25 protein-coding genes are annotated in these 25,490 nt (G+C 67.1%); 20 read left to right on the top strand and 5 right to left on the bottom strand.

Features of this window, described 5'->3' with window-relative positions:
- Positions 1-404: 404 nt before the first annotated feature.
- The 4 genes from VZ068_RS00430 (at position 405) to VZ068_RS00415 (ending at position 2,623) form a co-directional block, all read left to right on the top strand.
- Positions 405-914, top strand: coding sequence for a tail fiber protein (locus tag VZ068_RS00430; RefSeq protein ID WP_349656529.1), 510 nt, complete (start codon positions 405-407; stop codon positions 912-914).
- A 24-nt stretch (positions 915-938) separates the two neighbouring features.
- Positions 939-1,490 carry a tail fiber protein gene (locus tag VZ068_RS00425; RefSeq protein WP_349656528.1) on the top strand — a complete coding sequence of 184 codons (552 nt, stop codon included), beginning with the start codon at positions 939-941 and terminating at the stop codon, positions 1,488-1,490.
- A gap of 24 nt (positions 1,491-1,514) precedes the next feature.
- Positions 1,515-2,102: a tail fiber protein gene (locus VZ068_RS00420; protein WP_349656527.1), complete on the top strand. Its 588-nt coding sequence runs from the start codon at positions 1,515-1,517 to the stop codon at positions 2,100-2,102.
- A gap of 68 nt (positions 2,103-2,170) precedes the next feature.
- Positions 2,171-2,623, top strand: coding sequence for a GNAT family N-acetyltransferase (locus tag VZ068_RS00415; protein WP_349656526.1), 453 nt, complete (start codon positions 2,171-2,173; stop codon positions 2,621-2,623).
- Here the strand turns inward: VZ068_RS00415 and VZ068_RS00410 are convergent, their stop codons facing one another.
- From VZ068_RS00410 to VZ068_RS00395, 4 genes are all read right to left on the bottom strand, one after another.
- A complete protein-coding gene (locus tag VZ068_RS00410; protein WP_349656525.1) occupies positions 2,624-3,445 on the bottom strand; it encodes a sulfotransferase domain-containing protein in 822 nt (273 codons plus the stop codon). It abuts the gene before it with no gap.
- Positions 3,442-4,395, bottom strand: a complete 954-nt coding sequence (locus VZ068_RS00405; protein ID WP_349656524.1) for a hypothetical protein — start codon at positions 4,393-4,395, stop codon at positions 3,442-3,444. Before VZ068_RS00405 ends, VZ068_RS00410 begins: the two co-directional genes overlap by 4 nt.
- Positions 4,392-4,673, bottom strand: coding sequence for a PqqD family protein (locus VZ068_RS00400; RefSeq protein WP_259159110.1), 282 nt, complete (start codon positions 4,671-4,673; stop codon positions 4,392-4,394). The genes VZ068_RS00405 and VZ068_RS00400 overlap by 4 nt, the downstream gene beginning before the upstream one ends.
- Positions 4,674-4,753: 80 nt before the next feature.
- A complete protein-coding gene (locus VZ068_RS00395) occupies positions 4,754-5,494 on the bottom strand; it encodes a class I SAM-dependent methyltransferase (RefSeq protein ID WP_349656523.1) in 741 nt (246 codons plus the stop codon).
- A 182-nt stretch (positions 5,495-5,676) separates the two neighbouring features.
- Between VZ068_RS00395 and VZ068_RS00390 the strand changes: the two genes are divergently transcribed.
- The 16 genes from VZ068_RS00390 to VZ068_RS00315 all read left to right on the top strand — a co-directional run bounded on the left by VZ068_RS00390 (position 5,677) and on the right by VZ068_RS00315 (position 24,842).
- Entirely contained in the window at positions 5,677-5,832 is a 156-nt protein-coding gene (locus VZ068_RS00390) for a hypothetical protein (RefSeq protein ID WP_259159107.1), read from the top strand.
- A 41-nt stretch (positions 5,833-5,873) separates the two neighbouring features.
- Positions 5,874-7,799, top strand: a complete 1,926-nt coding sequence (locus VZ068_RS00385) for an asparagine synthase-related protein (RefSeq protein ID WP_349656522.1) — start codon at positions 5,874-5,876, stop codon at positions 7,797-7,799.
- A 245-nt stretch (positions 7,800-8,044) separates the two neighbouring features.
- Complete coding sequence (locus tag VZ068_RS00380) at positions 8,045-8,617, top strand: lasso peptide biosynthesis B2 protein (protein ID WP_349656521.1); 573 nt, start codon at positions 8,045-8,047, stop codon at positions 8,615-8,617.
- Positions 8,614-10,359: an ABC transporter ATP-binding protein gene (locus tag VZ068_RS00375; protein ID WP_349656520.1), complete on the top strand. Its 1,746-nt coding sequence runs from the start codon at positions 8,614-8,616 to the stop codon at positions 10,357-10,359. The genes VZ068_RS00380 and VZ068_RS00375 overlap by 4 nt, the downstream gene beginning before the upstream one ends.
- Positions 10,356-11,591 (top strand): polysaccharide biosynthesis C-terminal domain-containing protein, encoded by a 1,236-nt coding sequence (locus tag VZ068_RS00370; protein WP_349656519.1) that lies wholly within the window; start codon positions 10,356-10,358, stop codon positions 11,589-11,591. The genes VZ068_RS00375 and VZ068_RS00370 overlap by 4 nt, the downstream gene beginning before the upstream one ends.
- Positions 11,592-11,680: 89 nt before the next feature.
- Positions 11,681-12,952 carry a hypothetical protein gene (locus tag VZ068_RS00365; protein ID WP_349656518.1) on the top strand — a complete coding sequence of 424 codons (1,272 nt, stop codon included), beginning with the start codon at positions 11,681-11,683 and terminating at the stop codon, positions 12,950-12,952.
- Positions 12,949-13,902 (top strand): NAD(P)-dependent oxidoreductase, encoded by a 954-nt coding sequence (locus VZ068_RS00360; protein WP_349656517.1) that lies wholly within the window; start codon positions 12,949-12,951, stop codon positions 13,900-13,902. The genes VZ068_RS00365 and VZ068_RS00360 overlap by 4 nt, the downstream gene beginning before the upstream one ends.
- 240 nt (positions 13,903-14,142) lie before the next feature.
- Positions 14,143-14,880: a TylF/MycF family methyltransferase gene (locus VZ068_RS00355; RefSeq protein WP_259159312.1), complete on the top strand. Its 738-nt coding sequence runs from the start codon at positions 14,143-14,145 to the stop codon at positions 14,878-14,880.
- Entirely contained in the window at positions 14,877-16,223 is a 1,347-nt protein-coding gene (locus VZ068_RS00350) for a hypothetical protein (RefSeq protein ID WP_349656516.1), read from the top strand. The genes VZ068_RS00355 and VZ068_RS00350 overlap by 4 nt, the downstream gene beginning before the upstream one ends.
- Positions 16,224-16,275: 52 nt before the next feature.
- A complete protein-coding gene (gene asnB, locus VZ068_RS00345) occupies positions 16,276-18,117 on the top strand; it encodes an asparagine synthase (glutamine-hydrolyzing) (protein WP_349656515.1) in 1,842 nt (613 codons plus the stop codon).
- On the top strand, positions 18,041-19,132 hold the full coding sequence (locus VZ068_RS00340; RefSeq protein ID WP_349656514.1) for a class I SAM-dependent methyltransferase: 1,092 nt from the start codon (positions 18,041-18,043) through the stop codon (positions 19,130-19,132). The genes asnB and VZ068_RS00340 overlap by 77 nt, the downstream gene beginning before the upstream one ends.
- Positions 19,119-20,378, top strand: coding sequence for a hypothetical protein (locus VZ068_RS00335; protein ID WP_349656513.1), 1,260 nt, complete (start codon positions 19,119-19,121; stop codon positions 20,376-20,378). Before VZ068_RS00340 ends, VZ068_RS00335 begins: the two co-directional genes overlap by 14 nt.
- Positions 20,375-21,715 (top strand): hypothetical protein, encoded by a 1,341-nt coding sequence (locus tag VZ068_RS00330; protein ID WP_349656512.1) that lies wholly within the window; start codon positions 20,375-20,377, stop codon positions 21,713-21,715. The genes VZ068_RS00335 and VZ068_RS00330 overlap by 4 nt, the downstream gene beginning before the upstream one ends.
- A 3-nt stretch (positions 21,716-21,718) precedes the next feature.
- Positions 21,719-22,798, top strand: a complete 1,080-nt coding sequence (locus tag VZ068_RS00325; RefSeq protein WP_349656511.1) for a glycosyltransferase family 4 protein — start codon at positions 21,719-21,721, stop codon at positions 22,796-22,798.
- Positions 22,799-22,836: 38 nt separating this feature from the next.
- A complete protein-coding gene (locus VZ068_RS00320; protein ID WP_349656510.1) occupies positions 22,837-23,577 on the top strand; it encodes a WecB/TagA/CpsF family glycosyltransferase in 741 nt (246 codons plus the stop codon).
- Positions 23,574-24,842, top strand: coding sequence for an O-antigen ligase family protein (locus VZ068_RS00315; protein ID WP_349656509.1), 1,269 nt, complete (start codon positions 23,574-23,576; stop codon positions 24,840-24,842). Before VZ068_RS00320 ends, VZ068_RS00315 begins: the two co-directional genes overlap by 4 nt.
- Here the strand turns inward: VZ068_RS00315 and VZ068_RS00310 are convergent.
- On the bottom strand, positions 24,811-25,485 hold the full coding sequence (locus VZ068_RS00310) for a class I SAM-dependent methyltransferase (RefSeq protein ID WP_349656508.1): 675 nt from the start codon (positions 25,483-25,485) through the stop codon (positions 24,811-24,813). The two genes, VZ068_RS00315 and VZ068_RS00310, sit on opposite strands and share 32 nt — an antisense overlap.
- Between the last annotated feature and the right edge of the window lie 5 nt (positions 25,486-25,490).

The raw sequence follows: 25,490 nt of genomic DNA, 5'->3' as shown, positions 1-25,490 counted from the left end.
GGGACCACGCCGCACAAGCGCTCTCGACCGTCACGGCGCAGTGCGCCTCAACGTGCGGCCGCATGAGAATCGCAAGTGGTGAACGTGCTCACCTTAGCGCGTCTGCGGCATGTGCTACGTTCGCTGTCAGGGGTCATTTCTGCATCTGCAGATTGCGGGGAAACTGAGTCAAGTCCTGATCCGTCCACATCGTCGTGTGCCTGACAAGCGGCTTTTTCGGCGTGCCGCCAGAGACGTCCTGTGGCGCACGTCTGCACATTAATAGCATAGCGTTCGCGGCGCCGGCCGTTGCGCAGGCGCCCCCATCCGCAGTGTCACGCATCTCGTATGCGTGACGTGCGTCGTCGTGGTTTTCACATCAAAGGAGTGCACGGATGACAGATGCATATGTTGGCGAAATTCGCTTGTTTCCGTTTGATTGGACCCCGCGGGGATGGCTACCTTGCGACGGCCGTTCTCTGCCGATCCAGAGCAACCAGGCGCTGGCGTCGCTGCTCGGTGCCCAGTACGGCGGCGACGGCAGGACCAACTTCAATCTGCCGGACCTGCGCGGCCGCGTCCCGGTCAGCCAGGGCATTAATCCATCGACCACGCCGACAGTGACCTATGCCGTCGGCAATTACGGCGGCCTGGAAGGTGTGGCACTGACCGCCGCGCAGATTCCTCCGCATACCCATAGCGTGAATGCGGTCAATGCACCAGCGACCACTGCCGCGGTCGTGACTGCCTCCAACTTACTGCTCGCCCAGACCCCCGCACCGCACACCCTGTATGCGCAAAGCGGATCACTGGTGGGGCTGGCCGCCGATTCGGTAAGCCAAGAGGGTGCAGGCGCCGCGCACAACAACATGCAGCCGTCGCTGGTGCTGAATTTCTGCATCTGCACGATGGGCCTCTATCCGCAGCACCCCTGACGCGGCGACAAAAGGAACAACATCATGGACGCTTATACCGGTCAGATCATTGTGTTCGCCGGCAACTACCAGCCCGAGAATTGGGCATTTTGCGACGGACGCCAGTTATTGATCAACGATTACCAGGCGCTCTACGCGCTGATCGGCACTACGTATGGCGGCGATGCCAGAACCACGTTCAATCTGCCTGATTTGCGCGGCCGGCTGGCGGTCGGCCAGGGTCAGGGCGTGGCGCGTGCACCGGCACCGCAATTGACCGCACGGGTGCTGGCACAGCAGTTGGGCACCGAGACGGTGTCCTTGCAACTGCCGGAAATGCCCGCGCACCGGCATACCTTGCAGGCACTCAACACACCAGCCACCGCATTGACGCCGGCCAACCAGTTGCCCGCCATTGCGCAGAACGGCGACGCGTCGTATTTCACGCCGCCCAGCGGAAGCGCGCCCGCGGTCAACACCTTGGCGACCAACGCGGTGGGCCCCAGCGGCGCCGGTCAGGCGCATGACAACCGCATGGCGACACAGACGCTGAACTACCTGATCTGCCTGAACGGGTTGTTCCCGGATCGGCCGTGATCGGCCATCGCAAAGGAGTTCGACATGTCCAACAGTTTCATTGGTGAAATCCGCGCGTTTCCCTACAATTTCGCGCCGGAAGGCTGGCTCGATTGCATGGGGCAGACGGTCAGCGTACAGCAATACCAGGCGCTGTTCGGGGTCATCGGCTTCGCCTACGGCGGCGACAACCGCACAACGTTCGGCTTGCCCGATCTGCGTGGTCGGGCCGTGCTGGGTCAGGGTCAGGGGCCGGGCTTGAGCAACTATACGATCGGCCAGTTGCAGGGCGCAGACAGCGTCGCGCTGACCTCGGTATCGCAACTGCCGGCGCACACCCACACCATCACCAGCAAGTTCATGCCGCCTGGCACTGCCCCGGGTGCATCGACCAGTACACCGGGTGCCAACGCCTACCTGTCGCGATTGCTCAACCCGACCCCTTCGCCACCTGTCACCACTGCCGCGTTCGCGCCGAACTCGACCACGCCGCTCACGCAATTGGCGCCGAACGCGCTAGCGCCGTTTCCACCCACCGCGGCCCCGGCACAGGCCCACGAGAATCGCCAGCCGTTCGCGACGTTTCGCTACTGCATCTGCGCCACCGATGGCGTCTTCCCGCCCCGACCATGATGCCGCCGCAGTTCGCCTGCCCTACGCCATTGCTGGCACGGGGTATGACGGTGCGACCGGAGTGCGCGATGGACCTGCCGGCGCTGCGTACGCTGTTCAGTACGCAGCGCCGGGCGGAATTCGCGATGCTGCCGTGGGACGATGCGGCGAAACAGGCCTTGCTCGACCAGCAGTTCGACGCGCAGCAGCGCCACTACATCAGTGCTTACGCGCATCGACAGTTCCTGGTGCTGCTGGACAGGGAGCGGCTGGCAGGCCGGCTCTATCTGGGCGACAGCGCGGCCGGGGATCTCTGCGTGCTGGACATCCTGTTGTCACCGGACCATCGCAACCGTGGCGTCGGTACGGCGCTGCTGGCGGCGGTCCAGGATCAGGCCGCGACAGCAGGCCGGCGCGTGTTGCTGGAAGTCGACAAAGGCAATCCGGCGGCCGAGCTTTACCGCAGGCTGGGCTTCACGGCAGTGGGCGACACCGATACCAGCTGGCGCATGGCGTGGTCCGCGGCAGCGACACAGGGCTAGCTAGTGGTAGCCCAGCCAGGCCATTACCACACCATGGTCTGCGCGCAAGCGCGTGACCTGTGCGGCATCCAGGGCGGCATGCCAGGCACCGGCCTGGCCTTGGCGAAAGAACCGCTGCTGGCCGCGGCGACGCTCGCTGAAGCCATCGCGTTCTTCAGCGTCGCGTAGCGCGTCGAAACGGCACGCGGCGACAGCACGTGCGATCCGTGCCGGGGCGGTGGGCAGGCCGAGGAATGCGGCCAGCCGCGCCGCTTCGCGCAATGGATGTGCCAGCAAGGTTTCATAGCGCAGCAGCAGATGGGGCCCCGGTGCTTCCTGCAACCACGACACCACGTGACTGGACCAGGCGCTATAGCGCTGCGGGGTCTGTGGCTGATAGCCGGTCGAGCCCCGGCTCATGAACAGGTCCGCATCGCCCATCTGCGCGATCGCGGTGTCCACGTCGACGCGCATGTGATCGGCCCACGACGGCGCGACGTCGCGCGGATCGCGCACGATATACACCGTCCCCAGGGTCGCCGCTGCCGGGAACAGCCGCGCGTCGTAACGATCGTGCACCTTGAGCAAGGTGCTGCCCTGCGCTGCGCAACATCGGTAGGCGCTGGCACGCAGGTGCTCCAGTTCTGCCGGAAGCAGATCGCCGTTATCCACCTCGACGTAGCGTTCGAGCCAAGTGCGCGAGGCGGCGTTGGGCATCGCCTGCCCGAGGTTGGCGAGATCGACACATGACGCGCCGCTCTGCAAGCTGGAGATCAGGCAACGCACCCAGGTGTTGCCCGATTTGGGATAGGACGCGAGCCAGACGATCCCCCGCCGATTCATACCAGGCCGCTTTCGATGAGTTCGGCGGTGGCGGCCAGCGCATCGAAACGGCGCGGCCGCCGTAGGCGCCAGGTCGGCACCTGGCGGGCGATCGCCGCCGCCTGCGCGAATGTGGTTGCACGCAGCCCCATGCGCGCGGCGGCCTGCGGTCGTGCCAGATTGGCGTGCAGCAGAGGCAGCGCGGCGGCGGGACTGCATCGTTGCAACTGCGGATCCGGCGCATCCTGCAGCAGCAGGATGGCGTCCAACCGTGCAGGCGTGGCATCGAACCCCGCCTGCGGGCGCAGATCGAACTTATCCATGCCCAGACGCACCCGCGACAAGCCGTCGCTGGGGATATGCAGAGCATGCAGCGCGTCGTGCCACAGTTTCAGCCGCGGGAAAGCCGGCAGCACCTCGATGCTGCGCTCGTCGCAACGGAGGACGGTCAGATCGTCGCTGAGTAGACCATGGCCGCGCTTGAGCAAGGCCGCAGATAGCGTGGATTTGCCGGCACCACTATGGCCGGCGATGGCCACGGTCTTCCCGCCGACGCGCACGCACGCCGCATGCAGCGGAAACAGTCCGCGTTGCAGGGACAGATAGCCCAGCGCCGATCCCAGCAAGAACAGCCGCCACCCCTCATCGCGCGGGTTCAAACGTTGCACACGGATCGATCGGCCTGCCTGCACGTGGAGGCGGACCAGCTCGGGAATCTGCAGCAGCACCGAACCGTCGCGACCGACCTCGAACCACGACCCGGGCGGCTGGGCCGGATCGAGTCGCTCAGGCACCGGCGCCTCCTCGATGGTCACATCCACGCCATCTCCGTCGTCCGCCAGATTGGTTTCCGACCAGGGCGCGAGCTCGGGAAGTGCCAACGTGCTGCGGACCCGCCAGCCACACAGCAAATAGTCGTGCTGGATCTGCCCGGAGGCAGACACCGCTGCGCAGGAGTGGCCCTGGATCAAGTGCGGATCTCGACCGCACCGGCGCCGTGCAACGTTTCCAGCAGCGCGATGACGTCTGCTTCGATGATGGATCTGGCCGTGGCGTATTCCGCGCTGAGCCGATCGCACAGATCGCCGAGGGTGCTTGGCGAGGCAATCTGCGTCCAGACATCCTTGCCAACCGGATCCAGCGACAAGTACAGGCCGCGCTCGGTACTCATGATCACCAGTTCTTCGCCCATTTCGGCGGCAAGACACCCCGGGGCTTGTGCGATCAGAGTCGTCGGAGCGATGCGCATGACAGGGCCGATAGCGTGGGAAACCAAACCTTACCTGGGAAGCGCGGTGACTGGAAAGACGGCGCGGCTTCGACGGACACTCAATCGCGGGGAACCGCACGGCGGCGGAACACGGCCTGGTCGTCAGACTGTACCGGCAGGCGTCGGTTGTCGGGGCCGAACAGCGGCGTGTCCGCGCGCGCCGGTGTCGGCATGCTCAGTACCGGTTCGAACCAACGCGCCGCCTGGGTATCGCGTAGACGGAAATTGGCGTGGCGCAACACCAGCAACCCGCCCGGACGCAGACAACGGGCGAAGTCCTGCAGCTGCGCCTCGACGTCCCGGAACCGGATCAGGTGATCGCACCGCGCGCCGCGGTGCCGCGCAAGGTCGCCGCGGCGCAGAACCGCAAGACAAAAGATGGCGTCATAGCCCGCCTCGCCCTCTCCCGCCGTATTGCCGGCCACGGCGAACCGCAGGCCGGCATCCGGGTGCGTCCCAAGCCACTGTCGGCACAGCGCGATATGGCCGGGGTGGATATCCAGCCCGGTGATCTCGGCATCCGGGAAGTAATGGCGCAGGCTGATCACTTCTTCACCCGTCGAGCAGCCGAAGGACAACAACCGCGGTGCGCTCGTTCCGGCGAGCGCGCCCTGCACGTAGCTAAACAGGGCCGGATAGCGATCCAACGACGTGGTGCCATAGTCCTGGAATAGGGGCGCCTGCGCCGTGAGCTGCAGCCGGGCGTACCCCCTGCCTTCGCGGTTGCGCGCCGCTCGATACAGCAATCGCAGGCCGGTCCGGCTCAGCAGACGATGCCAGGGCATCCGTGGCGGGCTCATGCAGGCACTCCAGGGCAAATCCGGCGTTGATCGTGTCTGCAGCGCCGCGCAGAGAAAACGCAGCCGTCGGCGGCGTGCTGGACTTGGTGACAGGTGACCGTGACGTGCATGGTCATGCAGCTTATGATACGAAGCATGCATCCCCGCAGCAGCCGCTGCGGCTCTCTGCGCGAGGACATCGTATGAACGCCAACGAATCGGCAGTTTCCGACCGGCTCACCCCGCAGCCAGGCCACAAGGTGTGGTCCACGCCGGTGGTCTCGTTCCTCTCCATCGACGAGACCGCCAACAACGCAACCACCGGCAACGATGGCCTAGGTCCGACCACCGGCTCTTGAGACCATCTGGCCCGACACCATGCGGGCCGATCGGGAGATCGATGAGCGATTTTGCCGGTATCTGGCACCTGGATGGCCGCCCGGTCGAACCGGACGTGATCCAGCGACTGGGGAATGCGCTGGAAGCACGTGGCATTGGCCCTGCGAGAATCTGGAACGCGGGCGAGTTTGCAGTGGTGCATCGCCAGCATGTCTTCACTCCCGAAGACGATGATGAAAGGTTGCCTCGTATCGGCGCATCCGGGGCGTTACTGGTCGCCGACAGTTCGCTAGTAGCGCGTAGCGAGCTCGTGCATGCGCTGGGCTGGTCGACCTTGCCCGCGCAGCCGGACGGCGAGTTGTTGCTCGAGGCTTTGCAACGCTGGGATACGGCCGCGTTACCGCGGCTGCACGGCAGCTACGCCCTGGCACTGTATCGACCGGACCAACGTCGGCTGTTGCTGGCGCGCGATCCGGTCGGCCAGCGGTCGCTGTTCGTACACCGTGGAACACGCCTGATCGCCTTCTCGACCCGATTGCCGGCCTTGCTGACGCTGCCCGGTGTTCCCAGGGATCTGGACGAGCAGAGTTTGGCCGACCAGCTCGTGATGGACCGCAGCCGGCCGCAGCGCACGGTCTACCGCGCGATCGGCCGGGTGCCTGCCGGGCATGCCATGCAACTGACACCGGAGGCGACCTGCACCGAGCGCTGGTGGTTTCTGCCTGAGGCAGGCTCGCTGCAGTTGGGCAGCGATGCCGATGTGGAGGCCGCCGCAGCCGACGTGCTTGATCGCGCGGTCGCCGATGCCTTGCGCGCCAGCAAGCCGGCAGCGGCCTGCCTAACCGGCGGACTCGACAGCGGTTCGGTCGTGCTCTCGGCCGCGCGACAATCGGCGCCGGTCCCATTGCTCACCCTCACGCGGGTGCCGCAAGCAACCACGGCGGCAGCGAACGCCACCCACTATTACGACGAATCTCCGCGCGCCCGTCTTCTGGCCGCCAGCCATCCGGGGATCGATTGGCACATGGTCGGCGACGATGACGGCGACTGGGGTGAGTACGACGCCGAACGCTGGTGGCAGGTCAATGGTCAACCGATGCGCTCGCCCTTGAACATGGCCTGGTTCTTTCCGCTGGACCGATTCCTGCACGCGCGCGGCGGAAATGTGTTGATCGGAGGCGAGATGGGGAACGCCTTCTTCAGTTACGACGGTCTGGTGCGTCTGCCGGAACTGCTATGCGCTCGCCAATGGCGCACGCTGCTGACGCAGACGCGCGCGCTTGCCCGCAATCAGGGGTTGAGTTCGCGTAAAGCGCTACAGCGGTTTGTCTTGCGCCCCTTTGCACCGATTGCGGCGCTGCGGTATTGGCACGGCTTGCCGGCCGCGCCCTGGATGCAATACGCGGCGTTGCATCCGGATTTGGCACGCAAGCTTCGCATGCACCGTCAGCTGGACCGGGATCGCTACCGGATCCGACTCGGCGGACGCCATCGCTCTGCGCATGCCCTGCGCGAATGGTTGCTCGGCCATGCAGCGGCGATGGATGGTTGGGGCACACTGCGGGCGATCTCCGGCGTTGATTTCCGCATGCCGCTCGCCGACCGGCGCGTCATCGAGTTCTTCGGCAGCCTGCCGCTGGACCAGTTCCTGCGCGATGGTGTCACCCGCTCGTTGCCGCGACGCTTGCTGGCCGCACGTGGCGCTCCGCCGGAAATCTTCGCCAACCGGCAAGTCGGCGTGCAGCATGGCGACTGGTTCGCGCATCTCACCGCACAGCGCGCGGCCATGCAGGCGCAACTCCATGCACTACGCGATTCGGCGCTGGCACGCCGCGTGCTCGACCTGCCACGCCTGCAGGCGTTGATGGACGACTGGCCGCGCGATGCGCAGGCGGCCGAATCCAGACGCGAAACCTATCTGCAGATGCTGGTGTTCGGCTTGCAGACCGGCGGATTTCTTGCCTGGCACGAACGCGGCGGCAGCTGATCGCAGTCGTCGGACGATCGCTTGGTCATGCGCTCGGTTTGCCGTAGCCGCACCACCTCCGATCATGTCCACGCCAGCACGCCAGCGCGCGCGTTTGCTAGGCTAGCAGCCACCGGCCACGGCAAGCCGTTCCGGGTTTGCGTGCCGGCATGGGCTTGATCGCGCAGGCCGCCCCTCCTCCGACAGCGTGTCTCTGCCATGCTCCTTCTGCGGTGGGTCCTGCACGTGCGACAGCGGACAACCTCATGTTCCAGCGCCAGTACGCGGTGCAACCGCCAGGCATTACCGCAGCGGCCCGCCAGCTGTGGAGAGGACGGCTGGCGGTGAGTGTTTCCCGTGCTGTTGCCGGCGTGCGCCACAGGCTGCTTGCGTTCGCCCGCCTGCCTCGTTTCGAGCGCCTGCTGCTGGTGCCGACCTGGCTGCTGCTGGGCGCGGCACGTGGCGCCGTGCGGTGGATCGGCTTCCGCCACCTGGCCCGCTGGGTGGGCCACCAGATGGCGGTACCGCCGGCCCTGCCGCGCCTGGACGAGCGCGCGCAACGTCGCGCCCTGCAGATCGGCCGGACGGTGAGACTGGCTGCTCGCCATACGCCCTGGCGATCCAACTGCCTGGCGCAGGCGCTGGCTTCGCATTGCCTGCTGAACGTGTTCCGGGTCGCTCATGTGCTCTGCCTGGGAGTCGCGCGCTGTGCAGACGGGACGGCGCTGCAAGCGCATGCCTGGGTCGTCGCCGGCAGCCAGCACGTGACCGGCGGGCACGGCACCGACCGCTTCGCCCGCGTAGGTTGCTTCGTGCCATATGCATGGCGGTCCCAATGACGGTCTTCCGCTTCCTCGCCGGCGTATTGCGTCTGGCACCGCGCGACCAGCGCATCGGGCTGTTGATGCTGATGGTGCTGGCCGCTGCGACGGAGGGCATCGGTGTGCTGTTGCTGGTGCCCTTGCTGAGTTCACTGCAGGGCGACGCCGCCGCCACGGGAGTGGCGCACCAGCTGTTGCGCCTGCTCGCGGCGCTTGGTGTCCGGGCAAGCTCGCCGATTCCGTTGCTGCTTCTGTTCTGTCTGGCACTGTTGCTGCGCAGCGCGATCCAGTTCGGCCGCGAACAGCTCGCGGCACGGCTGCAGCAAGACGTCGGCGAGCGGCTGCGCATCAGCAGTTTCGCTGCCCTGCTCGGTGCGCAATGGCGTTGGTTGGCGGGTCAGCGCACTGGGGACCACGCCAGTCTCATCCTGAGTGATGTGGGGCGCGCCGAAGTCGGGCTGGGACACGGTCTTGCGATGGTCTCCACGGCGATCACCGCCGCGCTCTATCTGCTGGCCGCCTTCGCGCTGTCCTGGGTGCTGGCGCTGGTCGCCACGCTGAGCGGGATTGCGTTGCTGTTGTTGGTAGGCAGCCAGCGTCGCGAGGTGGCGCTGCTTGGACGCCAGTTGACGCAGGCACACCAGGGCTTGCACGCGGGCCTGCACGACCGTCTGTCCGGTCTGCGCCTGGCCAAGATCCTGGGTGCCGAAACAACATATCTGGCGGCATTCGAACGCACGGCCCGGACCATGCGCGACCAGCAGCTGCGGTTTGCACGGGGTTTGAGCGTGTCCAAAGCCTGGCTACAGAGCGCCGGTGCGATCGTGCTGGCGTTTTTTACCTACCTCGGCCTGCAGTTCCTGCACATGGCGATGGCCGAGCTGCTCGTCCTGGTGGCGATCTTCGCTCGCCTGGTCCCGCTGTTGACGATAGTGCAGCAACAACGCCAGTACTGCCTGCATGCGGCGGCGGCGTTCGCCGAAATCGAACGCCGGCTACGGGAAAGCAGGGAGTGGGCCGAGCCGTCGCTGCCTGACGTCGCGCCACCGATCCACCTGACCACGTCGCTCGCGCTGTCCGCGGTACGGGTCCAGTACGCGGGGCGCAGCACGCCCGCGCTGCATGATCTTTCGCTGCGGCTGCCGGCGCGAACCACCACCGCCGTGGTCGGCGCCTCCGGTGCCGGCAAGAGCACGCTGGCCGACGTCCTGAGCGGCTTGCTGAGCCCGGATGGGGGCACGCTGGAGATCGATGGTGTGGTGCTGGATGCGGCCGCCCGGCGCAGTTGGCGCCGCTCGGTGGCCTACGTGTCGCAGGACGCGTTCCTGCTCAACGACAGCGTGCGCAACAACCTGTTGATGGTTTGCCCGCATGCCAGTGAGGCGGCCTTATACGCGGCCTTGGAGCAGGCCGCCGCCCAGTTTGTACATGCGCTGCCGCAGGGCTGGGACACCCCGGTCGGCGATGGCGGCATGCCGTTGTCCGGGGGCGAACGCCAGCGGCTGGCTCTGGCCAGGGCGCTGTTGCAACGTCCGGCGTTGTTGATCCTGGACGAAGCCACCAGCGCGCTGGACCACGAGAACGAGACACGCATCCGCAGCGCCATCCAGCGCCTGCATGGGGACGTGACCGTGCTGCTCATCGGCCATCGGCTGGCGTTGCTGGAACAGGCCGATACCGTGCTGGTCCTGGACCAGGGGCGGCTGGTGGCGCAGGGCCCATGGCAGATGGTGGCGCCGGTCTGGATCGGCGCACGGTGAAACCGCGTCTGCCGCCTGCCTGGCGCAGCCTGGTGCGTGGATTGTCGGCGCAGTGGGTGTCGATCCTGTTCACCGCCGCCGTCTCGCTGGCGCTGTCGGTGTGGCTGGCGCGTGGCATGGGTCCCGCCGGCTTCGGCCGCTACGCCTACCTGCTCAATCTGGCGACCTTGCTGGCGCTGCTGCAGGATGCCGGCATGCGTACCCTGGTGCTGCGCGAAGGGGTTGCGGCCGGCATCCCTGCGCCGATGGCGCGCGCGCTGCCTGGGCTGGCACGCGGGCACTTGCTGTGGTCCACGCTGTTGCTGGCCGCCGCCAGCCTGGCAGCGCGCCACGCCGGCGGCGATCCCGCACTGGTCTGGGCGGTGCTGTGCTTCGGTGCGGTGACGCTGACCCAGTTGGTCTCCGCCCAGCTGAAGGCGGCGGGCCGCTGGCAACGCGACGCCAGCTGGCTGGCGGGTGCGCGTGCGCTCAGCGCGGTGCTGGTGGTGATGGCGGTCCTGTTGCTTGGTCACGACCCCGGCGTGGTCTTCGCTGCCTGGGGATGCGGTCTGGTGCTGGCCTATCTCTTGTTGGGGCGGGGCCTGCGGGATCGACCGCAATGGCGGCCGCAGCCGCTGGCGTACCGCGCGGCGGCCGGCTTCTTCTGGATCGATACGGCCACCGGCCTGTACCGTCGCAGCGACGTGGTGATCCTGCAGCACATGGTGCCTGCGGCGGAGCTTGGGCAGTACGCCGCGGCGTACCGCGTGTTCGATGGCGTGCTGTTACTGGCGATGCCGGTTGCCTTGTTGCTGTTCCGCCAGCTGCGGCTTGAACGCACGCAGGCCACGCGTGCGCGCCGTCTGGAGGATCGCGCGCTGTGGCTGGCCGGTGCGGCAGGGCTGGCGCTGGCAGCGGCCGGTGCCTGGCTCGGTACCTGGTTGATGGAGTTGTTGTACGGAGCGGCGTATCGCGTGGTGGCCGGGCAATTGCTCGGCTGGCTGTTTGCTGCGTTCGTGTTCGTCCTGCCGAACTATGTGCTGACCCAGGCCGCCATCGCCAGCGACCGGCAGCGTTGGTACGTGCTCGGCGCCGGTCTGGCGGCGGTGGTCAACATCGCACTGAACCTGCTGCTTACCCGTCAGTACGGTGTGCACGGGGCAGCCATCGCCGTGATCGCCACCGAAGCGACGCTGACCGCCACGTTATGGTGCGGGTTGCGCGTTGCAGGGCGCGGCCGCGCCCACGCGTAGGTGCGTTGCCGCCGTTGCAATCGCTGTGGCACAGTGCTGCCGGTGCGGCGTGGCGCTCCCATGTCTCCTTGAACAACAGCGAAGACCCAATGCCGGGAATAGATGAGATCCCTGAACGCCGCGATGAGGTCTCCCTGGGCGATCTGCTGCTGGAGGTACTGCGCTTCTACCGAGAGTTTGGCCGCCTGCTGATCCCGGTGGCATTGCTGTTCGGCCTGTTGGCCGGCGCGCTTGTCGCCATGCGGCCCTTGCATGCGCTCACCGCGTTGCTGGAAACGCCGCAGATGACGCTGGAGCAATGGCGCAAGCTGCAGCCCATGCTCGCCGACCGCCAGCTGGTAGCGGCGTCTCTCGCGGGCATGACCGATCTACCGGCCGAGCAGCGCGAACGTCTGCAACGCGCGTTCGTGCGCAGGACTTACTGGGATACGCGCGTGACCTACCGCAGTGCGGTCGAACGCGACGACATCCGCCAACAGGTCAACATCGATGCCAAGAGCGTCGGCGCGCTGGGCTTGGAGGTGTCGCTGTACGCACGCGACGATGCAGCCGCGAACCAGCAGCTGGACGCCATTGCGCAGCATGTGCGCCAGGTCGTGTTGTGGGTCGGGCTACGCGATTATCTGGACAGCCTGCGTCAGCAGGCGCTCGAACAACGCCCGCAACTGCAGATCGACCAGATCCAGCAGCGCTTCGCGATCGAACAGAACGAGCGACAGGCGGCCGACATGCAGCAGTTGCTGGAGCGTTATCCGGAACTGCGGCGCAACGAAGTGAACACGGTCGTGTCGGTCGGCGATGGCGGCGGACGCTACCTTTCGCCGCTGGCGCAGATCGTCGCATTGCAGTCCACCATCGCCGAGACGCGTACCAAGTTGCGTCAGGTAGAGCGCGAACTGGAACAGCTGGATGGCAAGCAGCGCTTCCTGACGCGGGTGGACCAGCGCGCGCAGGCGCTGCATCTGGGCCGCGCACTGGCAGATTGGGTACAGAGCTGCCGAGCGGCCGTGTTCGGGACCGACACTCCGTCCGGCTCGTCGCTGTCGCAGGTCGCCAGCGAAATCGACCTGGCGCTGTCGCAACAGCGCTGGCGCGCGCAACTGGTGCGCTACCGCGCCATCCCCGCGTTGTCGCCGGCGCCGATACCTTCCCGCCAGCCGGTGCTGGTCGGGCTGGCGGTGTTCCTGGGAGTGCTGGTGCTCTCATCCATGGCGCTGTCGGTCTACGTGATTGCGCGTCGCCACGGCGACCGTCACGCGCCATGGTCAGCGCATGACGATCCGTTATTCGCCTGGTTGCCGCAACGCGCGCGGCGCAGCTTGCTCGGGCGTGCAGGTGCACGCACGCAGGGGCCTGGATGAAGCGGGTGCTGGTCACCGGCGCAGCCGGGATGATCGGGCGACGCGTGGCGGGCGCGTTGCTGCAGCGTGGCGATGCGGTGGCGGGGTTGGACGATCTGTCCAGCGGCATGCCGTTTCCGGAAGACCTGCATGCGGCAATCGTCGCCGACGTGAGCCAACGCGAGACGGTCGCTGCCGCACTGCGTGAGTTCCGTGCCGATGCGCTGGTCCATCTGGCTGCCATGCATCACATCCCTACCTGCGAGACGCAACGCATGCGCTGCCTGCAGGCGAACGTCGTTGGCACCGAAAGCGTGCTGCACGCCGCCAGCGACGCGGCCGTGCGACACGTGGTGATCGCCTCCAGCGGTGCGGTCTACGCCTGGGGCGAGGGCGCGCTGGACGAACACGACAGCGCGACCGAAGCGCGCGACAACTACGCCCTGTCCAAGCTCTGCAACGAAACGCAATTGCGGCTGTGGTGCACTGCCGACACTGGCCGACGCGGGCGCGCCGCACGTCTGTTCAACACGATTGCCCACGACGATCCCAACGCGCATCTGATACCGGACGTGCTGGCGCAACTGGCCGCCGACCCGGCAGAAACGCCACGCCTGCAGCTGGGCAACCTGCAGCCGTGCCGGGACTACATCCATGCAGACGACGCCGCGGCAGGACTGATCGCGCTGCTTGACGACGCGCGGCCGGACCCGGCCTTCGATGTATTCAATCTATGTTCCGGGGTGGAGCATTCGGTCGCCGAACTGGTGGAGCAGATCGGTGCGCTGCTTGGGCGATCACCGCGCCTGGAGGTGGACCCACAACGTCAGCGGCGAATCGACCGTCTTCACCAGCTGGGCGATCCGGGCAAGGCGGCCCGCGTGCTGGGGTGGCGCGCACGCTGGAACCTGCGCCAGGCATTGCAGCGCGTGTTGGCGGCGACCGACGCGGCCGCCGGACAACACGTGTGAGCCTGCTCAACGCGGTCATGCTGTCTGCCGCCGATCTGCCCGCGATGCCTGTTGCGTACTTGATCAAAGACGAGGTTTGCAGAGGAACCGAGCCGCGCCGCGTCCGGCATCTGGCGCTGGCCAGACGCGATCCACCGTCTCCATGGTGAGCATAACGTTGACCATTGCGTTGCCGCACGCCCAGCCCGGATACTCCTATCGCATGGTTCCCCCGTTCCTGCGAAGGTGTCTGGCTTGTCTGTGACGACCATCGAACGCCTCAAGTTCGCCTACCATCGGTTGCGTGGGAGCGCGAACCTGCATCGCAACGATGCACTCGGCGCACTGTTTCGTGCATGGGCTTACGTGCATGCGACCCAGCTGGCAGGCGACTACTACGAATTTGGCGTGTATCGCGGTAACAGTCTCGCCCACGCGTGGTTGAGCTATCGCCATCATCGGCGCCATCTGGAGCACAGCGCGCGGCTGCCTTACCGCAGGCAGGGAACGGTGTCTGCGTTTCTGGCGCAGCGCCCACGCTTCTACGGCTTCGACACGTTTGCCGGGATGCCGGCAAATCTGGAAGGCGAAGACAGCCTGGCTGCCGGCAGCTTTGTTGCCACGCAGGCACAGGCGCAAGCGCGCTGTGCGGCGGTCGGTCTGAAGGCGCCGGATCTGCAACTGGTACCTGGATTGTTCGCCGACAATGCGCACGCCATCGGCCACACGCATGCGGCGATCGTGCATGTGGATTGCGATCTCTACAGCTCGGCACACGACGCCCTGACCCTGATCGCACCGCGTCTGGTGCAGGGCAGCGTCATGCTGTGCGACGACTACGATCTATTTCGCGCCGACCACCAACAGGGCGAGCGCCGGGCGCTGCAGGAGTGCGCCGCTCGCTTCGGCATCGCGTTCGAACCCTGGTTCGCCTATGGCGCCGCCTCGCGTGCCTTTCTGTGCCATGTCCCGACGCTTGCACCTGCCCCGCAGCCATGACCGCCGCGCAGCGCATGCGCGCGGGATTCGTTGCCGGCGCGACGCTGTACGCGCTGGGTCAGGGCTGCGCCCTGTTGTTCCAGTGGCTGTTGCTGCGCCGGTTCGGCCTGCAGAGCTACGGCGAGGTGGGACTGGCACACCTTGGCCTGCTCACCCTGCTGTTCCTGGCCGATCTGGGCTACGCCTCGCTGTTCCTGCGCGAGGACCCCGACGCCGCGGGCTGGAACGAACGCTGGCGCCAGGCACTCTGGCACCGCCTGCTCGCCACCGTGCTGCTGGACCTGCTGTGGATCGCCGGTGCCTGGTGGCGGAGCCGCGGACAGGGCGAGGGGTTTCACTATCTGCTGGCGGCGCTTCCGGCGACGGTGTTCGGGCTGGTGGGCTATTCGGCACCGCTGCTTGCACAAGGGCGGCGGCTGGCGGGATTCATGGTGCAGCAGGTGGCGATGCCGGCGACGATCCTCGTCTGGCTGGCGTTGCAACGGCTGCTAGGCTGGAACGGCGGTTTCGGCGCCGGAGTGGCGGTCAGCCTGGGGTATCTGCTGCAGGCCTTGGTCAACATTGCCGTGTTCGGTGCATCGCTGCCGTTGCTGTGGCCGCGCTGCGGTGGCGGTCGGCGCATGCTGCGCCCGGCGCTGCAGTTGTCGTTGCTGAGCATCGCCGGCACCTTGCACGATCGATTGACGCCGTTCCTGCTGGCGTCGGTCGCGCCGGCATTCCTGCCTGTGTATTTGTTTCTGAACTATCTGCTCAATGGGGCAAGCGGTGTGTTCAACCAGTTCAATCGCCTGTTGGTGGCCGAAGCGCGCGGCCCGGCCGGAGAGCGTTGGGCCGGCACGCTGGTTTCCTTGGTGCTTGGCGCAGCCGCCGTGGGTGCGTTGGTGCTGCTGTTGGCAGCCGCCGCCTGGGGCAGTGCCGAGCAACGCGCATGGCTGCCATGGGTCACCCCGGTACTGGCCGCAGGCGCGACCACATTGCTCGGCAGCGTGCTGTCGGCCCTGTTGATCGGACGCCATCGCGAGGCGACGCTGGTTCCGTTGTTGTTGGTTGGCGTGTGCTGCAGCGCGCTTGTGCAGATCGCGGCGGCAGCGGCGCATGCGCCGCAATGGCTGCTATGGCTGCGATTCCTGTGCGTGCTCGCCATCGCGGCGGCGAGCCTGCACCTGTGCGGATTACGTTTGAACGCCGGCGGCTATGCGGCGCTGCTGTCGGCAGTGCTGGCGGTCTCGCTCGGTGGCAGTCCGGTGGCCATGACACTGGCGGCGCTGCTGCTGGTGCCGGTGGCGTGGATGGTGTGGCGATGTCGCAGCCTGCTGCACACCACCTTGCCGGCGCGCGCGTAATGCCCGCTTGCACCTTGATTGAGATGTCCAGCCACCAGAATCGGAGGCCACCATGTGCGGCATAGTCGCGCTGCGTAGCTTCGTGGCGGAAACGCCGCTGCAGGCACGCGCCGAACGCGCGCTGGATGCCTTGTCCCGCCGCGGTCCGGACGCGCAGGGTCTGCTGTGCCTGGAGCAGCCGGTGCCCACTGCGTTGGGCCACCGTCGCCTGGCGATCCTGGACCTGACCGACGCCGCCACCCAGCCGATGCGCTGCACCGAGACCGGCAACACGGTGGTCTTCAATGGCGAGATCTACAACTTCCTCGAGTTGCGCCGCGAACTGGAGGCGTTGGGTCACCGATTCCGCACCGACAGCGACACCGAGGTGATCCTGCACGGCTGGCGCGCCTGGGGCGAGGACCTGTTTCCACGTTGCAACGGCATGTGGGCGCTGGTGCTGCTGGACCAGGCAAGCGGCGACCTGATCTATTGCCGCGACCGGATGGGTGTCAAACCCTTGTATCTGCACCACGACGGCCGGCAGTTGGTGCTGGCCAGCGAGATTCGCGCCATCGCTGCCTGCCTGGGGGGCTACCCGCCACCCAATCCCGCGGCGGTGTTCGATTTTCTGGTCACCGGCCTGTCCGACCACACCGGCGAGACCTTCTACGCGGGCATCCGCGCCGTCCCGCCCGGCTGGCTGTACCGGGTGTCGCCGGCTGGTCACAGCCGGCGCACGCCGTACCACCAGTGGCCACTGCCCGGTACAGTTGCACCGCTGGATGCCGCAGCCACCAGTGCGCTGCTCGAAGACGCCACCCGCCTGCGGCTGCGCTCGGATGCTCCCACCGTGTCGCTGCTGTCGGGCGGATTGGACAGCTCGATCCTGACCACTCTCAGCGTGCAGGCAGGTGCGCTGCCACGTACCTGTTTCGCCGGCGCCTTCACCTATGGCTACCACGACACCGAACAGGCCGGCTTCGACGAAACCGACGCGGCCGCTGCCTTGATGCGCAGCCTCGGGCAGAGCGAGCGTCACTTCCTTCATCGCGTCCACGCGATTCCCGACGAGGAGGAATTGCTGGCACTGGTGGAGGCACAGGAAGAGCCGTTCTGCACGCCGTCGATACTGGCGAGTTTCCGCATGTATCGCGCCATCCGCGCCGCCGGTTACAAGGTGGTGCTCAATGGCGAAGGCGCCGATGAGCTGTTCGGTGGATACGTGCGCCTTTACCTGGCCCTGAGCGCACGCAGTGCACTGCATCAGGCACGGCTGCCGACCGCCATCGGGCTGCTATCCACCGGTGCAGTGGACCCGCGCCTGCTGCTCAATCGTCTTGCATGGGATCTGCCGGTCGGCCCGCTGGGCGCACTGCTGCGCCGGCATCGGCCGAGCGTGGCCTGCATGTCCTCGGCGTTGTGGCACGACCAGGCGGCCCGGTTGCGACTGCTGCAGGTTGATCGGCGGGCGGACGTCCAGACGCGCCTGCGCAGCGACGTGCTGTCGACCAACCTGCCGATGGTGTTGCGCATGACCGACCGCAACAGCATGTCCGCCGGCGTGGAGGTGCGTGCGCCGTTCCTGGACTACCGCGTTGTCGAACGCGCGTTGTCGACGCCGGCGCAGCAGCGCATGGGCGACTACCATGGCAAGGCGATGCTGCGACACGCGTTCGCCGATCGCCTGCCGGCGCGCGTGACCACGCAGCGCAAGAGCACCGGCTTCGGGCATGCCGAGCAATTCCTGGTCGACCGCATGCCGTTGCAGCAGGCACTGGCAACGCTGCCGGCAGGGGTGAACGCGCTGCTGGATGTGGCGCGGCTCCGCAGGGAGCTTGCCAGCGGCCGGTCCCACAGCACGCTGTGGTTCGCAGTCTCGGTCGCACTGTGGTATCGGAGCGTGTATGCGTAGCGCGCTGGCGACATCGCAGGAACCCTGGACGCCCGATCATGGGCATTGCCGCTGTTGTGGCGGTACGCAGGCGCAACGCACCATCTGGGCAGAGGTCTATGTCGGAACAGGCCAGGAACTGCGCCGCTGCGGCGCGTGTGCAGCGGTGTATCTGGCACCGGACCTCACCGAGGCGGCGCTGCAGCATTTCTATGTCCACGACTATCGCCGGCTGTTTCCCGCAGAAATCCCCTGGGGTAGCCAAGCACGTTTCTTCGCCTGGCGCGGCGATCGCTGGATCGCGCGCAGCCGGCTGCAGCGGATCGCGCCCGCGCTTGCGCCGGCAGCCAGGGTGCTGGAGGTCGGCTCCGGCTTCGGTGCCTTCCTCGGTGCCGCTGCCGCCCTGCGTCCGGACCTGCACCTGTCCGCCTGCGAGCCGGATGCTGCGCATCGCGACGGATTGCTCGACGGCGCCGCGGTGACGTTCCTGCCCGCACTGGACGCAATTGCCGATGGTCAATTCGACGCGGTTGTCGCCTTCCATGTGCTTGAGCACCTGACCGACCCGCGCGCGTTTCTGGCGGCATTGGAGCGCATCTTGGTTCCCGAGGGACAGGCCTGGATCGAAGTCCCGGACCTGATGAGCGGATGGCGCTCGCGCAACTACGTCCACCCAGCCCACCTGAGCTATTTTTCGGTGCCATTGCTGCGGCGCCTGGTCGAGGCGGCAGGCCTGGAGGTCGTGTCCTGCGGCCCGTATTCCGATCGCGGTGTCCTGGCCGGCAACATCTGGCTACAGCTGCGGCAACCCGCACAGCGGCGCAGCGCAGCGCCATTGGCGATGGCGGACGCGCACGAAATTGCCACGGTCGATGCACGCCTGGACCAGGTGGGATGGAGCAGGCGGGATCGACTGCAGCGGCGGCTCAAGCACGGCCTGATGCGCGTGCTCGGCAGAGGGCTGTTCGGTGAGCTGCAGCGCTGGCGCGGATACCGACAGCTTCGCAAGGAACAGGCAAACGATGCGCTTCGCTGAGTTCCAGCAGGCCGTGCATGCCCAGTTTGGCGCAGAGGCCGCCTCGGTGCGGCATGAAATCTACTTCCTGGCCCGTCGCCGTCGCGGCGCGTGGCTGCGGGCCGCGCTGGCCGTGCTGCGCGATGTCTGGCTGTGTCTGCGGCTGCCGCACGATGCGCCAGCGCTGTCCGCCTGGACAGCGCTGGCAACACTGCCGGGCAGCAATGGCTGGGGGGCGCTGGCTCCCTATCTGGCCGATCTGCACCAGCAGGGTGCTGAGTGCACGGTGCTGATCCATCCCCGGTTACGGAGCAGCGTCGATGGTCAGCTGCCTGCACGACCGACCTGGGCCAGCTGGCAATCGGCGCTGCGCGCGCTGGGCCTGCCCCGCCAGACGACCGGGCCGGCAGTGGCCCCGCTCTGGATCGTGCGCGCCTGCGTGTTCCGGCAGCGCCTCTGGCATGGTGCCTGGCAACGTACGCTTCGCGCGCCATCCAGCGGAGCCACGCTGCTGCTGCACAACGATTTCGACATGTACGCGGCCGCGGCATTGCAGGCCGCCGGGGACGGCTGGCGTAGCGTTTGCGTCCAGCATGGCCTGCCGACCGACGAATTCTTCCCGGTCCAGGCCCGGCATCATCTGCTCTGGGGACCCAGCAGCGCGCAGGTCTACGGTAGGCATGGCGTCGCTCCGGCGGCCATCGGCTTCGGGCCGGCGGTTGCACTGACCGATCTCGATACCGGCACGGCGCCGACAACGCTGTATCTGATGTCGCAAAGCCACACGCCAATCTACGGGCCTACCCTGGCCGCGCAGCTGCTGGCCCTGGCACGCGCTCTGCTGCCGCTGGAGGCCGGCGGCGTGGCCGTGCGGATCCTGCTGCACCCGGAGGAAGCGCGCGGCACGCATCCCTATGCAGACCAGCCACTGCGCCAGCGCTGCCAACGCCCGCCACACGCGGTCCTGCAACCTGGTGGGCCTCCGGCGCTGGTGGTGGGTTTCTGCTCGACCGCGTTGCTGCAAGCCGCCTGCCGCGGCCACTATGTGATCGGCATGGCCTGGCCCGCGTCCGCCTCCCATGATGCGTTGGCGGTCGGGCGGCCGCTGCAACAGGTCGCCGATGCCGACGCGCTGTTCGCGTTGGTCGGTGCGCTGCGCAGCGATGCAAGTGCGCGGGTGCGATTCGCCGCGCAGCAAAGGCACTGGCTGCAGCAGACCTTCGTCGCCGATGCCCGATGGCCGCAACGCCTGGAAGCGGCATCGTGAAGCGCGCGTACCTGCTGCTGGCCGTGCTGTTATGGGTCCACCTGGGGGATCTGCTGGTCGCGTGGCTTTACCATGGCGGCGCGCTGCCGGCTGCCGCCATGCTGCGGCCGTTGCGGGATGGCACGCTCATCGTGCTGGCCGGCATTGCGCTGGTGACGGTGCGCATGCCACGTGTGTTGCTGGCAATGATCCTGATGTTCGGGCTGATCGCGCTCGCCTATGCACCGGTCGGGTACGCGCACGGATTGCCGCTCGGCATCGTCATCGGTTCGCTTGGAACGCTCCTGCTACCGATGCTGCTGGTGCTCGCCGGCTATTGGTGCATGCCGCATCGGGCGGACTTCAGACAAGCTGCCCGCTGGTTGGTGTGGTTGGGCATCGTCAGCGCCTTGTTCGGCATATGGGACCTGGCACACACCGATTTCTGGGTGCATACGGTGCGGCTGCCGGACTACCTGGCGCAGGTGAAAGGCGTGCTTCCCAAGGACACCGATCCGGACACCCGGCTGCCATGGAACTTCTTTGGCGGCGAGGATTACTCCCGCCGGGCCGGCGGGCTGGTGGCCGCCCCCTTGGCGCAAGGCCAGTTCCTCGTCACTGCGGCACTGACCGCGTTGGGTCTTTGGCAGCGGCGCTGGCCGTGGCGCGCCCTGCTGGTGTGCCTGGCGTTGCTGGTGGGCGTGTGGATGTCGGGCACGCGCGGCGCCATGCTGGCTGGCATCGTGGGGGTGCTGGGCTATCTGGTCAGTTCCCGCGGGCTGGTGCGGTCGGCGTGGGCACGGCTGCTGCTCGTAGGTGGCGTCGCGCTGATGCTGGCTGCAGCGTCCTACGGCATCGTGGTCACCGCCGTGAACTTTCGCGACGGCTCCACCATCGGCCATTGGTGGGCGCTGCAGCGCAATCTGGCCGATCTGCACCAGGTCGTGTTCTGGGGCGGTGGGCTTGGCCGGCAGGGTGCGGTGGCCGCACGCCAGGCGCTGACCGACCTGGGCGGCGGCGAAGGCGCCGTGTTCACCATCGCGTATCAGATGGGGCTACCCGCAGCGCTGTTGTTCCTGGCCTTTATCGGTTGGGGCCTGCAGGTGCTGTGGCGCGCCTATCGCCAACACGACGACCATCTGGCATTGGCGATGTTCTGGCTGCTGGGTGGCATGGCGACGACCTTGATCTCCTCCGACAACGCGATGACCGTGTCCGGCGCCGGCGGTTTCTGGCTACTGCTCGGCGGTGCCTTGCGTCACTGCCACTGCCTGCTGCTGTCGCGACAGCCGCTCGGGCGCCCATACAGGGGCAATGCAACGCAGGCCGGCCCTACCGCCGACATGGCCGCGGGCTAGGCGATGCGCATCCTGCACGTGTACAAGGATTTCGCGCCCCATGGCGGCGGCGGTGGGGTGGCGCGCCATATCCATGGGCTGGCGGTGATCCTGACCCAGGCCGGCCATACGCTGCGGATCCTGGCACCGCTGACCGACAGCAGTGTCTCGCCGCAGGGCTACGCGGTGGTCCGCGCGACGGCATGGCAACTGTGGCACCACGTCGGCTGGGCCGATGTGGTGCACGTGCACGGTGCGCGCACCCCCATTGCCGCCGTCGCCGCCGCAGTGGCCCGGCTGCGCGGCAAGCGTCTGATCTACACCCCGCACTGCTATTACGACGACGATCCTGCGATGAGCAAGCGCGTGCGCAAGTGGTGCTGGGACCACCTCGTCGAGAAGCCGCTGCTGCGAAGCGCGCTACCGACCGTGCTGTTATCCGCCTATTGGCTGGACTATCTCTCGCGACGGCGACTGTCGCCCAGGCGGGCACTGCTGCTGCCCAATGCCGTGCTGGCCGCCGAGCAGTGCCTGCCCGCGACGGCGAGCCCGCCACTGCGCGGCACGCCTGCGCTGTTGTCGGTCGGCCGACTGGATGCGGTCAAACGGCTGCAGGATGCGATCGCAGCGCTCACCGAGCCGAACATGGACGCGGCAGTGCTGCACGTCGTGGGTCGCGGACCGGATCGGGCACGTCTGGAGGCCTGTGCGGTGGCGTTGGGTGTTTCCGCACGCGTGCACTTCTACGGCTTCGTCAGCGATGCCGAGGTGGCGACGATGGCGGCACTGGCCGATGTCTTCGTTCTGCCTTCGGCAGTGGAAGGCATGCCGACCGTATTGATCGAAATGCTGCTGCTCGGCTGCCCGGTGGTTGCCAGCGACATTCCCGGCAATCGCTCGATCCTTGCCCAGATCGGCCTGCAGGCGGCATTGCACCGGCTCGGCGACAGCGCTGCGCTGGCCGCATGCATCGACGTGCAGCGACAGCAGAGGATCGGGCCGGAACGTATGGCGCACGTCCAGGCGGACTTCACCTGGGAAGGCCTGCGGGCGCAGGTGCTGGCACTGTACGATGGGCAGGCCGCACAGGAACCCGCAACGTGACCAGACCACCTGCTCGCCTGTCCTTTTTCGGATGTCCGTTGGACCTCGTTCCCCCCGCGCAGATCCTGCTGCGTGCGCAGCATGCCGCCGAAGGCGGCGCGCCGATCCGGGTGGAGGGCCTGAACGTGGCCAAGCTGATCGATGCGCGTGCCCAGTTGCCGTTGCGACAGGCATTGGAACAGGCCGAGGTGGTGCACATCGATGGCGCAGGCATCAGCCTGGGCTTGCACTGGTTCGGGGCGGACGTACCCTCGCGCCGGGCCGGTATCGATCTGATGCAGGACATGTGCAGTCAGGCTGCCAGCAGCGGCGCCGGGGTCTATCTGCTCGGCGCCCGTCCGGCGGTGGTGGCCGCCGCCGCCGAGCGCCTGCGCACGGCGTGGCCCGGGCTGCATATTGCCGGCGTGCGCGATGGCTATTTCAGCGATGCCGAAGAACACTCGGTCGTCGCGGCGATCCGTCAGTCCGGTGCGCGCTATCTCTTCGTCGGCATCAGCTCGCCAAAGAAGGAGCTGTTCCTGGAGAAACACTGGCAGACGCTGGGTGTCCCGGTGGCCATGGGGGTGGGCGGCTCGTTCGACGTGCTGTCGGGAATGTTGCCGCGGGCGCCGCGACTGATGCAGCGTTTTGGCATGGAGTGGCTGTTTCGGCTTGCGCTGGAACCACGCCGCCTGGCCTGGCGCTATCTGCGCACCAATGGTGCGTATCTGTTGCTGTTGCTGCGCGCGCGTCTCAGCAGACGCTACCGCGCGCAGGCGCTCACGACCTGGAATACATGACAACGGGCGCGGCTGCGCCCCGGCCAGCGCAGACCGGGCTGGTGGTCATCTGCCTGGGCCTCTATCTGCTGTTCTGTCTGCAGCAAGTCGTGCTGACCGGACGCTACTTCGGGGTCGGTCTGTCGTTGGGATCGATGGCCATCCGCGGCGCCGCGCTCGGCCTGAGCGCATGGGCGCTGTGGCGGCATGGCGTTCCCGCATGCCTGCGCTGGCCACTGCTGTCGATCCTGCTGTGCATGGCCGCGCTGGCAGCGTCGGTCCTGGCATCGGACCACCCGGCATTGGCATTCAAGTATGCCGTGCGTTACGCCACCGCCTTGCTGTGGCTATGGGCATTGCTCAATCTGGCGGTGGCTTCGCCACGCTGGCCACGCGCGGCAACACTGGCTGCGTTGATTGCGGTATGGATCAATCTGGCGCTGGGCATGGCCGTGCGGCTGCAGTGGCCGCCAGCGCTGGAGTGGTCGCTGGCCTTCCATGCACAGGACAGCTTCAAGTACCTGCCGCGGGTATCAGGCATGTACGACCATCCGGCACTGCTGGCGGCAACCTCCGTCATCGTGGCGTTGCTGACGATCCAGCTGTACCAGCGCAACGAGGTCGGTCGCAAGGTACTGGCTGCGGCAGTGATGGCTGCCGTCGCCGCGCTGGCATTGAGTGAGGTCCGCAACCCGTTGTTGCCGGTGGCCGCGTTGATCGCCTGGTGGGCGTGGTCGCGCCGCGGCGGGCCACGCCCTGTCCGACGCACGGCCTGGATCGCCTCGCTCGGCCTGCTGGCCGTTGCCGCCTTCGTCCTGCGCCAACGCTACGCGGAGATGACCAGTGCGGTGCACGAAAACACGCTGACCGCGCTCACGCTGGGACGCACCTATCTGTGGTCCGGCGCGTTCGAGGCATGGCGCAGCCATCCCTGGTTCGGGCTCGGTGCTGGCGTGTTCCAGTTTCTGGTACCCGATTACACCGGTGGCCGCTTCGATCGTGGCGAACTGCATGCGCACAACGGTCTGCTGGCGGTGCTGTCGGAAACCGGCCTATGCGGATTGCTGGCATGTCTGTGCCTGCTGTGGGCGCTCTGGGCACCGCTGCTACGCAATCCCGCCGAACGCGGCTGGGCGCTGATCTGGTTGTTGTTCCTGGCCGGCTTGAACGTGTTCGATTTCTATCTGTTGTTCTATCCCTTTTCCCTGCATGCGGCGTTGGCCCTCGCCCTGCTGTACGCCCGCCACAGCGTGCTCAGCGACGCACCGCAATCCAGGACTTATTGAGGCCGTACCAGCGCTCGGCGACCAGCGCAGCGTCCGGGAACAGGCGCGCCATGTCGCGCCTGCGCAGCAGGCGGATATCGTCCACGAAACAACGCGCCTGCGCCCGCGTCTGCGGTCGATCGATGCGGCCCAGGGGAACCCGGTACAACAACTCTGCCTGCCAGGCGCGTGGCAGGAATTGAACGCCGGGCGCCAGATAATGCGGCTCGACCGGAAACCAGTAATTGGGCGTCTGCACATAGTACTGCGGGGCCACGCGACGGATTTCGTCTGCAAATGCGCGCGTGCGCGCGGCATCGCCCACGTGCTCGATCACCGAATTGGAGTGAGCGATGTCAAAGGCGTTGTCGGCGAACGCCAACGCACAGCCGTCGCCCTGCTGCGCACGCAGAGACGGGCGCGCGGTCGGCTGCGCGGAGTTGTCGAGATTGACCACGGTCACTTCGCAGGCGTGTTCGGCGAAGAAGGCGTCCGGCACGTGCGCCCAGTAGGCGAGCGTGCCGCCGACGTCGATCACCCGGCAATAACCTTGGCGCCGATGGCAGGCGCGTACCATCTCCAGGAACACGCGCAAGCGCCGTGCACGCAGTCGCGCACTGAGCGAATTGGCGTCGTTGTAATCGGCTTGCGCAGTCAGTGCCATCGACG

This window comes from Xanthomonas sp. 10-10, assembly GCF_040182365.1.
Classification (GTDB): domain Bacteria; phylum Pseudomonadota; class Gammaproteobacteria; order Xanthomonadales; family Xanthomonadaceae; genus Xanthomonas; species Xanthomonas arboricola_F.
This window is presented reverse-complemented; position numbering and strand designations above follow the sequence as displayed.

What these genes read in the sequence shown, in the direction of transcription:
- VZ068_RS00425 (WP_349656528.1), top strand. Translation starts at nt 939, where the DNA reads ATGGACGCTTATACCGGTCAGATCATTGTGTTCGCCGGCAACTACCAG.
- VZ068_RS00420 (WP_349656527.1), top strand. Translation starts at nt 1,515, where the DNA reads ATGTCCAACAGTTTCATTGGTGAAATCCGCGCGTTTCCCTACAATTTC.
- VZ068_RS00415 (WP_349656526.1), top strand. Translation starts at nt 2,171, where the DNA reads ATGGACCTGCCGGCGCTGCGTACGCTGTTCAGTACGCAGCGCCGGGCG.
- VZ068_RS00410 (WP_349656525.1), bottom strand. Translation starts at nt 3,445, where the DNA reads ATGAATCGGCGGGGGATCGTCTGGCTCGCGTCCTATCCCAAATCGGGC.
- VZ068_RS00400 (WP_259159110.1), bottom strand. Translation starts at nt 4,673, where the DNA reads ATGCGCATCGCTCCGACGACTCTGATCGCACAAGCCCCGGGGTGTCTT.
- VZ068_RS00395 (WP_349656523.1), bottom strand. Translation starts at nt 5,494, where the DNA reads ATGAGCCCGCCACGGATGCCCTGGCATCGTCTGCTGAGCCGGACCGGC.
- VZ068_RS00390 (WP_259159107.1), top strand. Translation starts at nt 5,677, where the DNA reads ATGAACGCCAACGAATCGGCAGTTTCCGACCGGCTCACCCCGCAGCCA.
- VZ068_RS00385 (WP_349656522.1), top strand. Translation starts at nt 5,874, where the DNA reads ATGAGCGATTTTGCCGGTATCTGGCACCTGGATGGCCGCCCGGTCGAA.
- VZ068_RS00380 (WP_349656521.1), top strand. Translation starts at nt 8,045, where the DNA reads ATGTTCCAGCGCCAGTACGCGGTGCAACCGCCAGGCATTACCGCAGCG.
- VZ068_RS00375 (WP_349656520.1), top strand. Translation starts at nt 8,614, where the DNA reads ATGACGGTCTTCCGCTTCCTCGCCGGCGTATTGCGTCTGGCACCGCGC.
- VZ068_RS00365 (WP_349656518.1), top strand. Translation starts at nt 11,681, where the DNA reads ATGCCGGGAATAGATGAGATCCCTGAACGCCGCGATGAGGTCTCCCTG.
- VZ068_RS00360 (WP_349656517.1), top strand. Translation starts at nt 12,949, where the DNA reads ATGAAGCGGGTGCTGGTCACCGGCGCAGCCGGGATGATCGGGCGACGC.
- VZ068_RS00350 (WP_349656516.1), top strand. Translation starts at nt 14,877, where the DNA reads ATGACCGCCGCGCAGCGCATGCGCGCGGGATTCGTTGCCGGCGCGACG.
- asnB (WP_349656515.1), top strand. Translation starts at nt 16,276, where the DNA reads ATGTGCGGCATAGTCGCGCTGCGTAGCTTCGTGGCGGAAACGCCGCTG.
- VZ068_RS00335 (WP_349656513.1), top strand. Translation starts at nt 19,119, where the DNA reads ATGCGCTTCGCTGAGTTCCAGCAGGCCGTGCATGCCCAGTTTGGCGCA.
- VZ068_RS00325 (WP_349656511.1), top strand. Translation starts at nt 21,719, where the DNA reads ATGCGCATCCTGCACGTGTACAAGGATTTCGCGCCCCATGGCGGCGGC.
- VZ068_RS00315 (WP_349656509.1), top strand. Translation starts at nt 23,574, where the DNA reads ATGACAACGGGCGCGGCTGCGCCCCGGCCAGCGCAGACCGGGCTGGTG.
- VZ068_RS00310 (WP_349656508.1), bottom strand. Translation starts at nt 25,485, where the DNA reads ATGGCACTGACTGCGCAAGCCGATTACAACGACGCCAATTCGCTCAGT.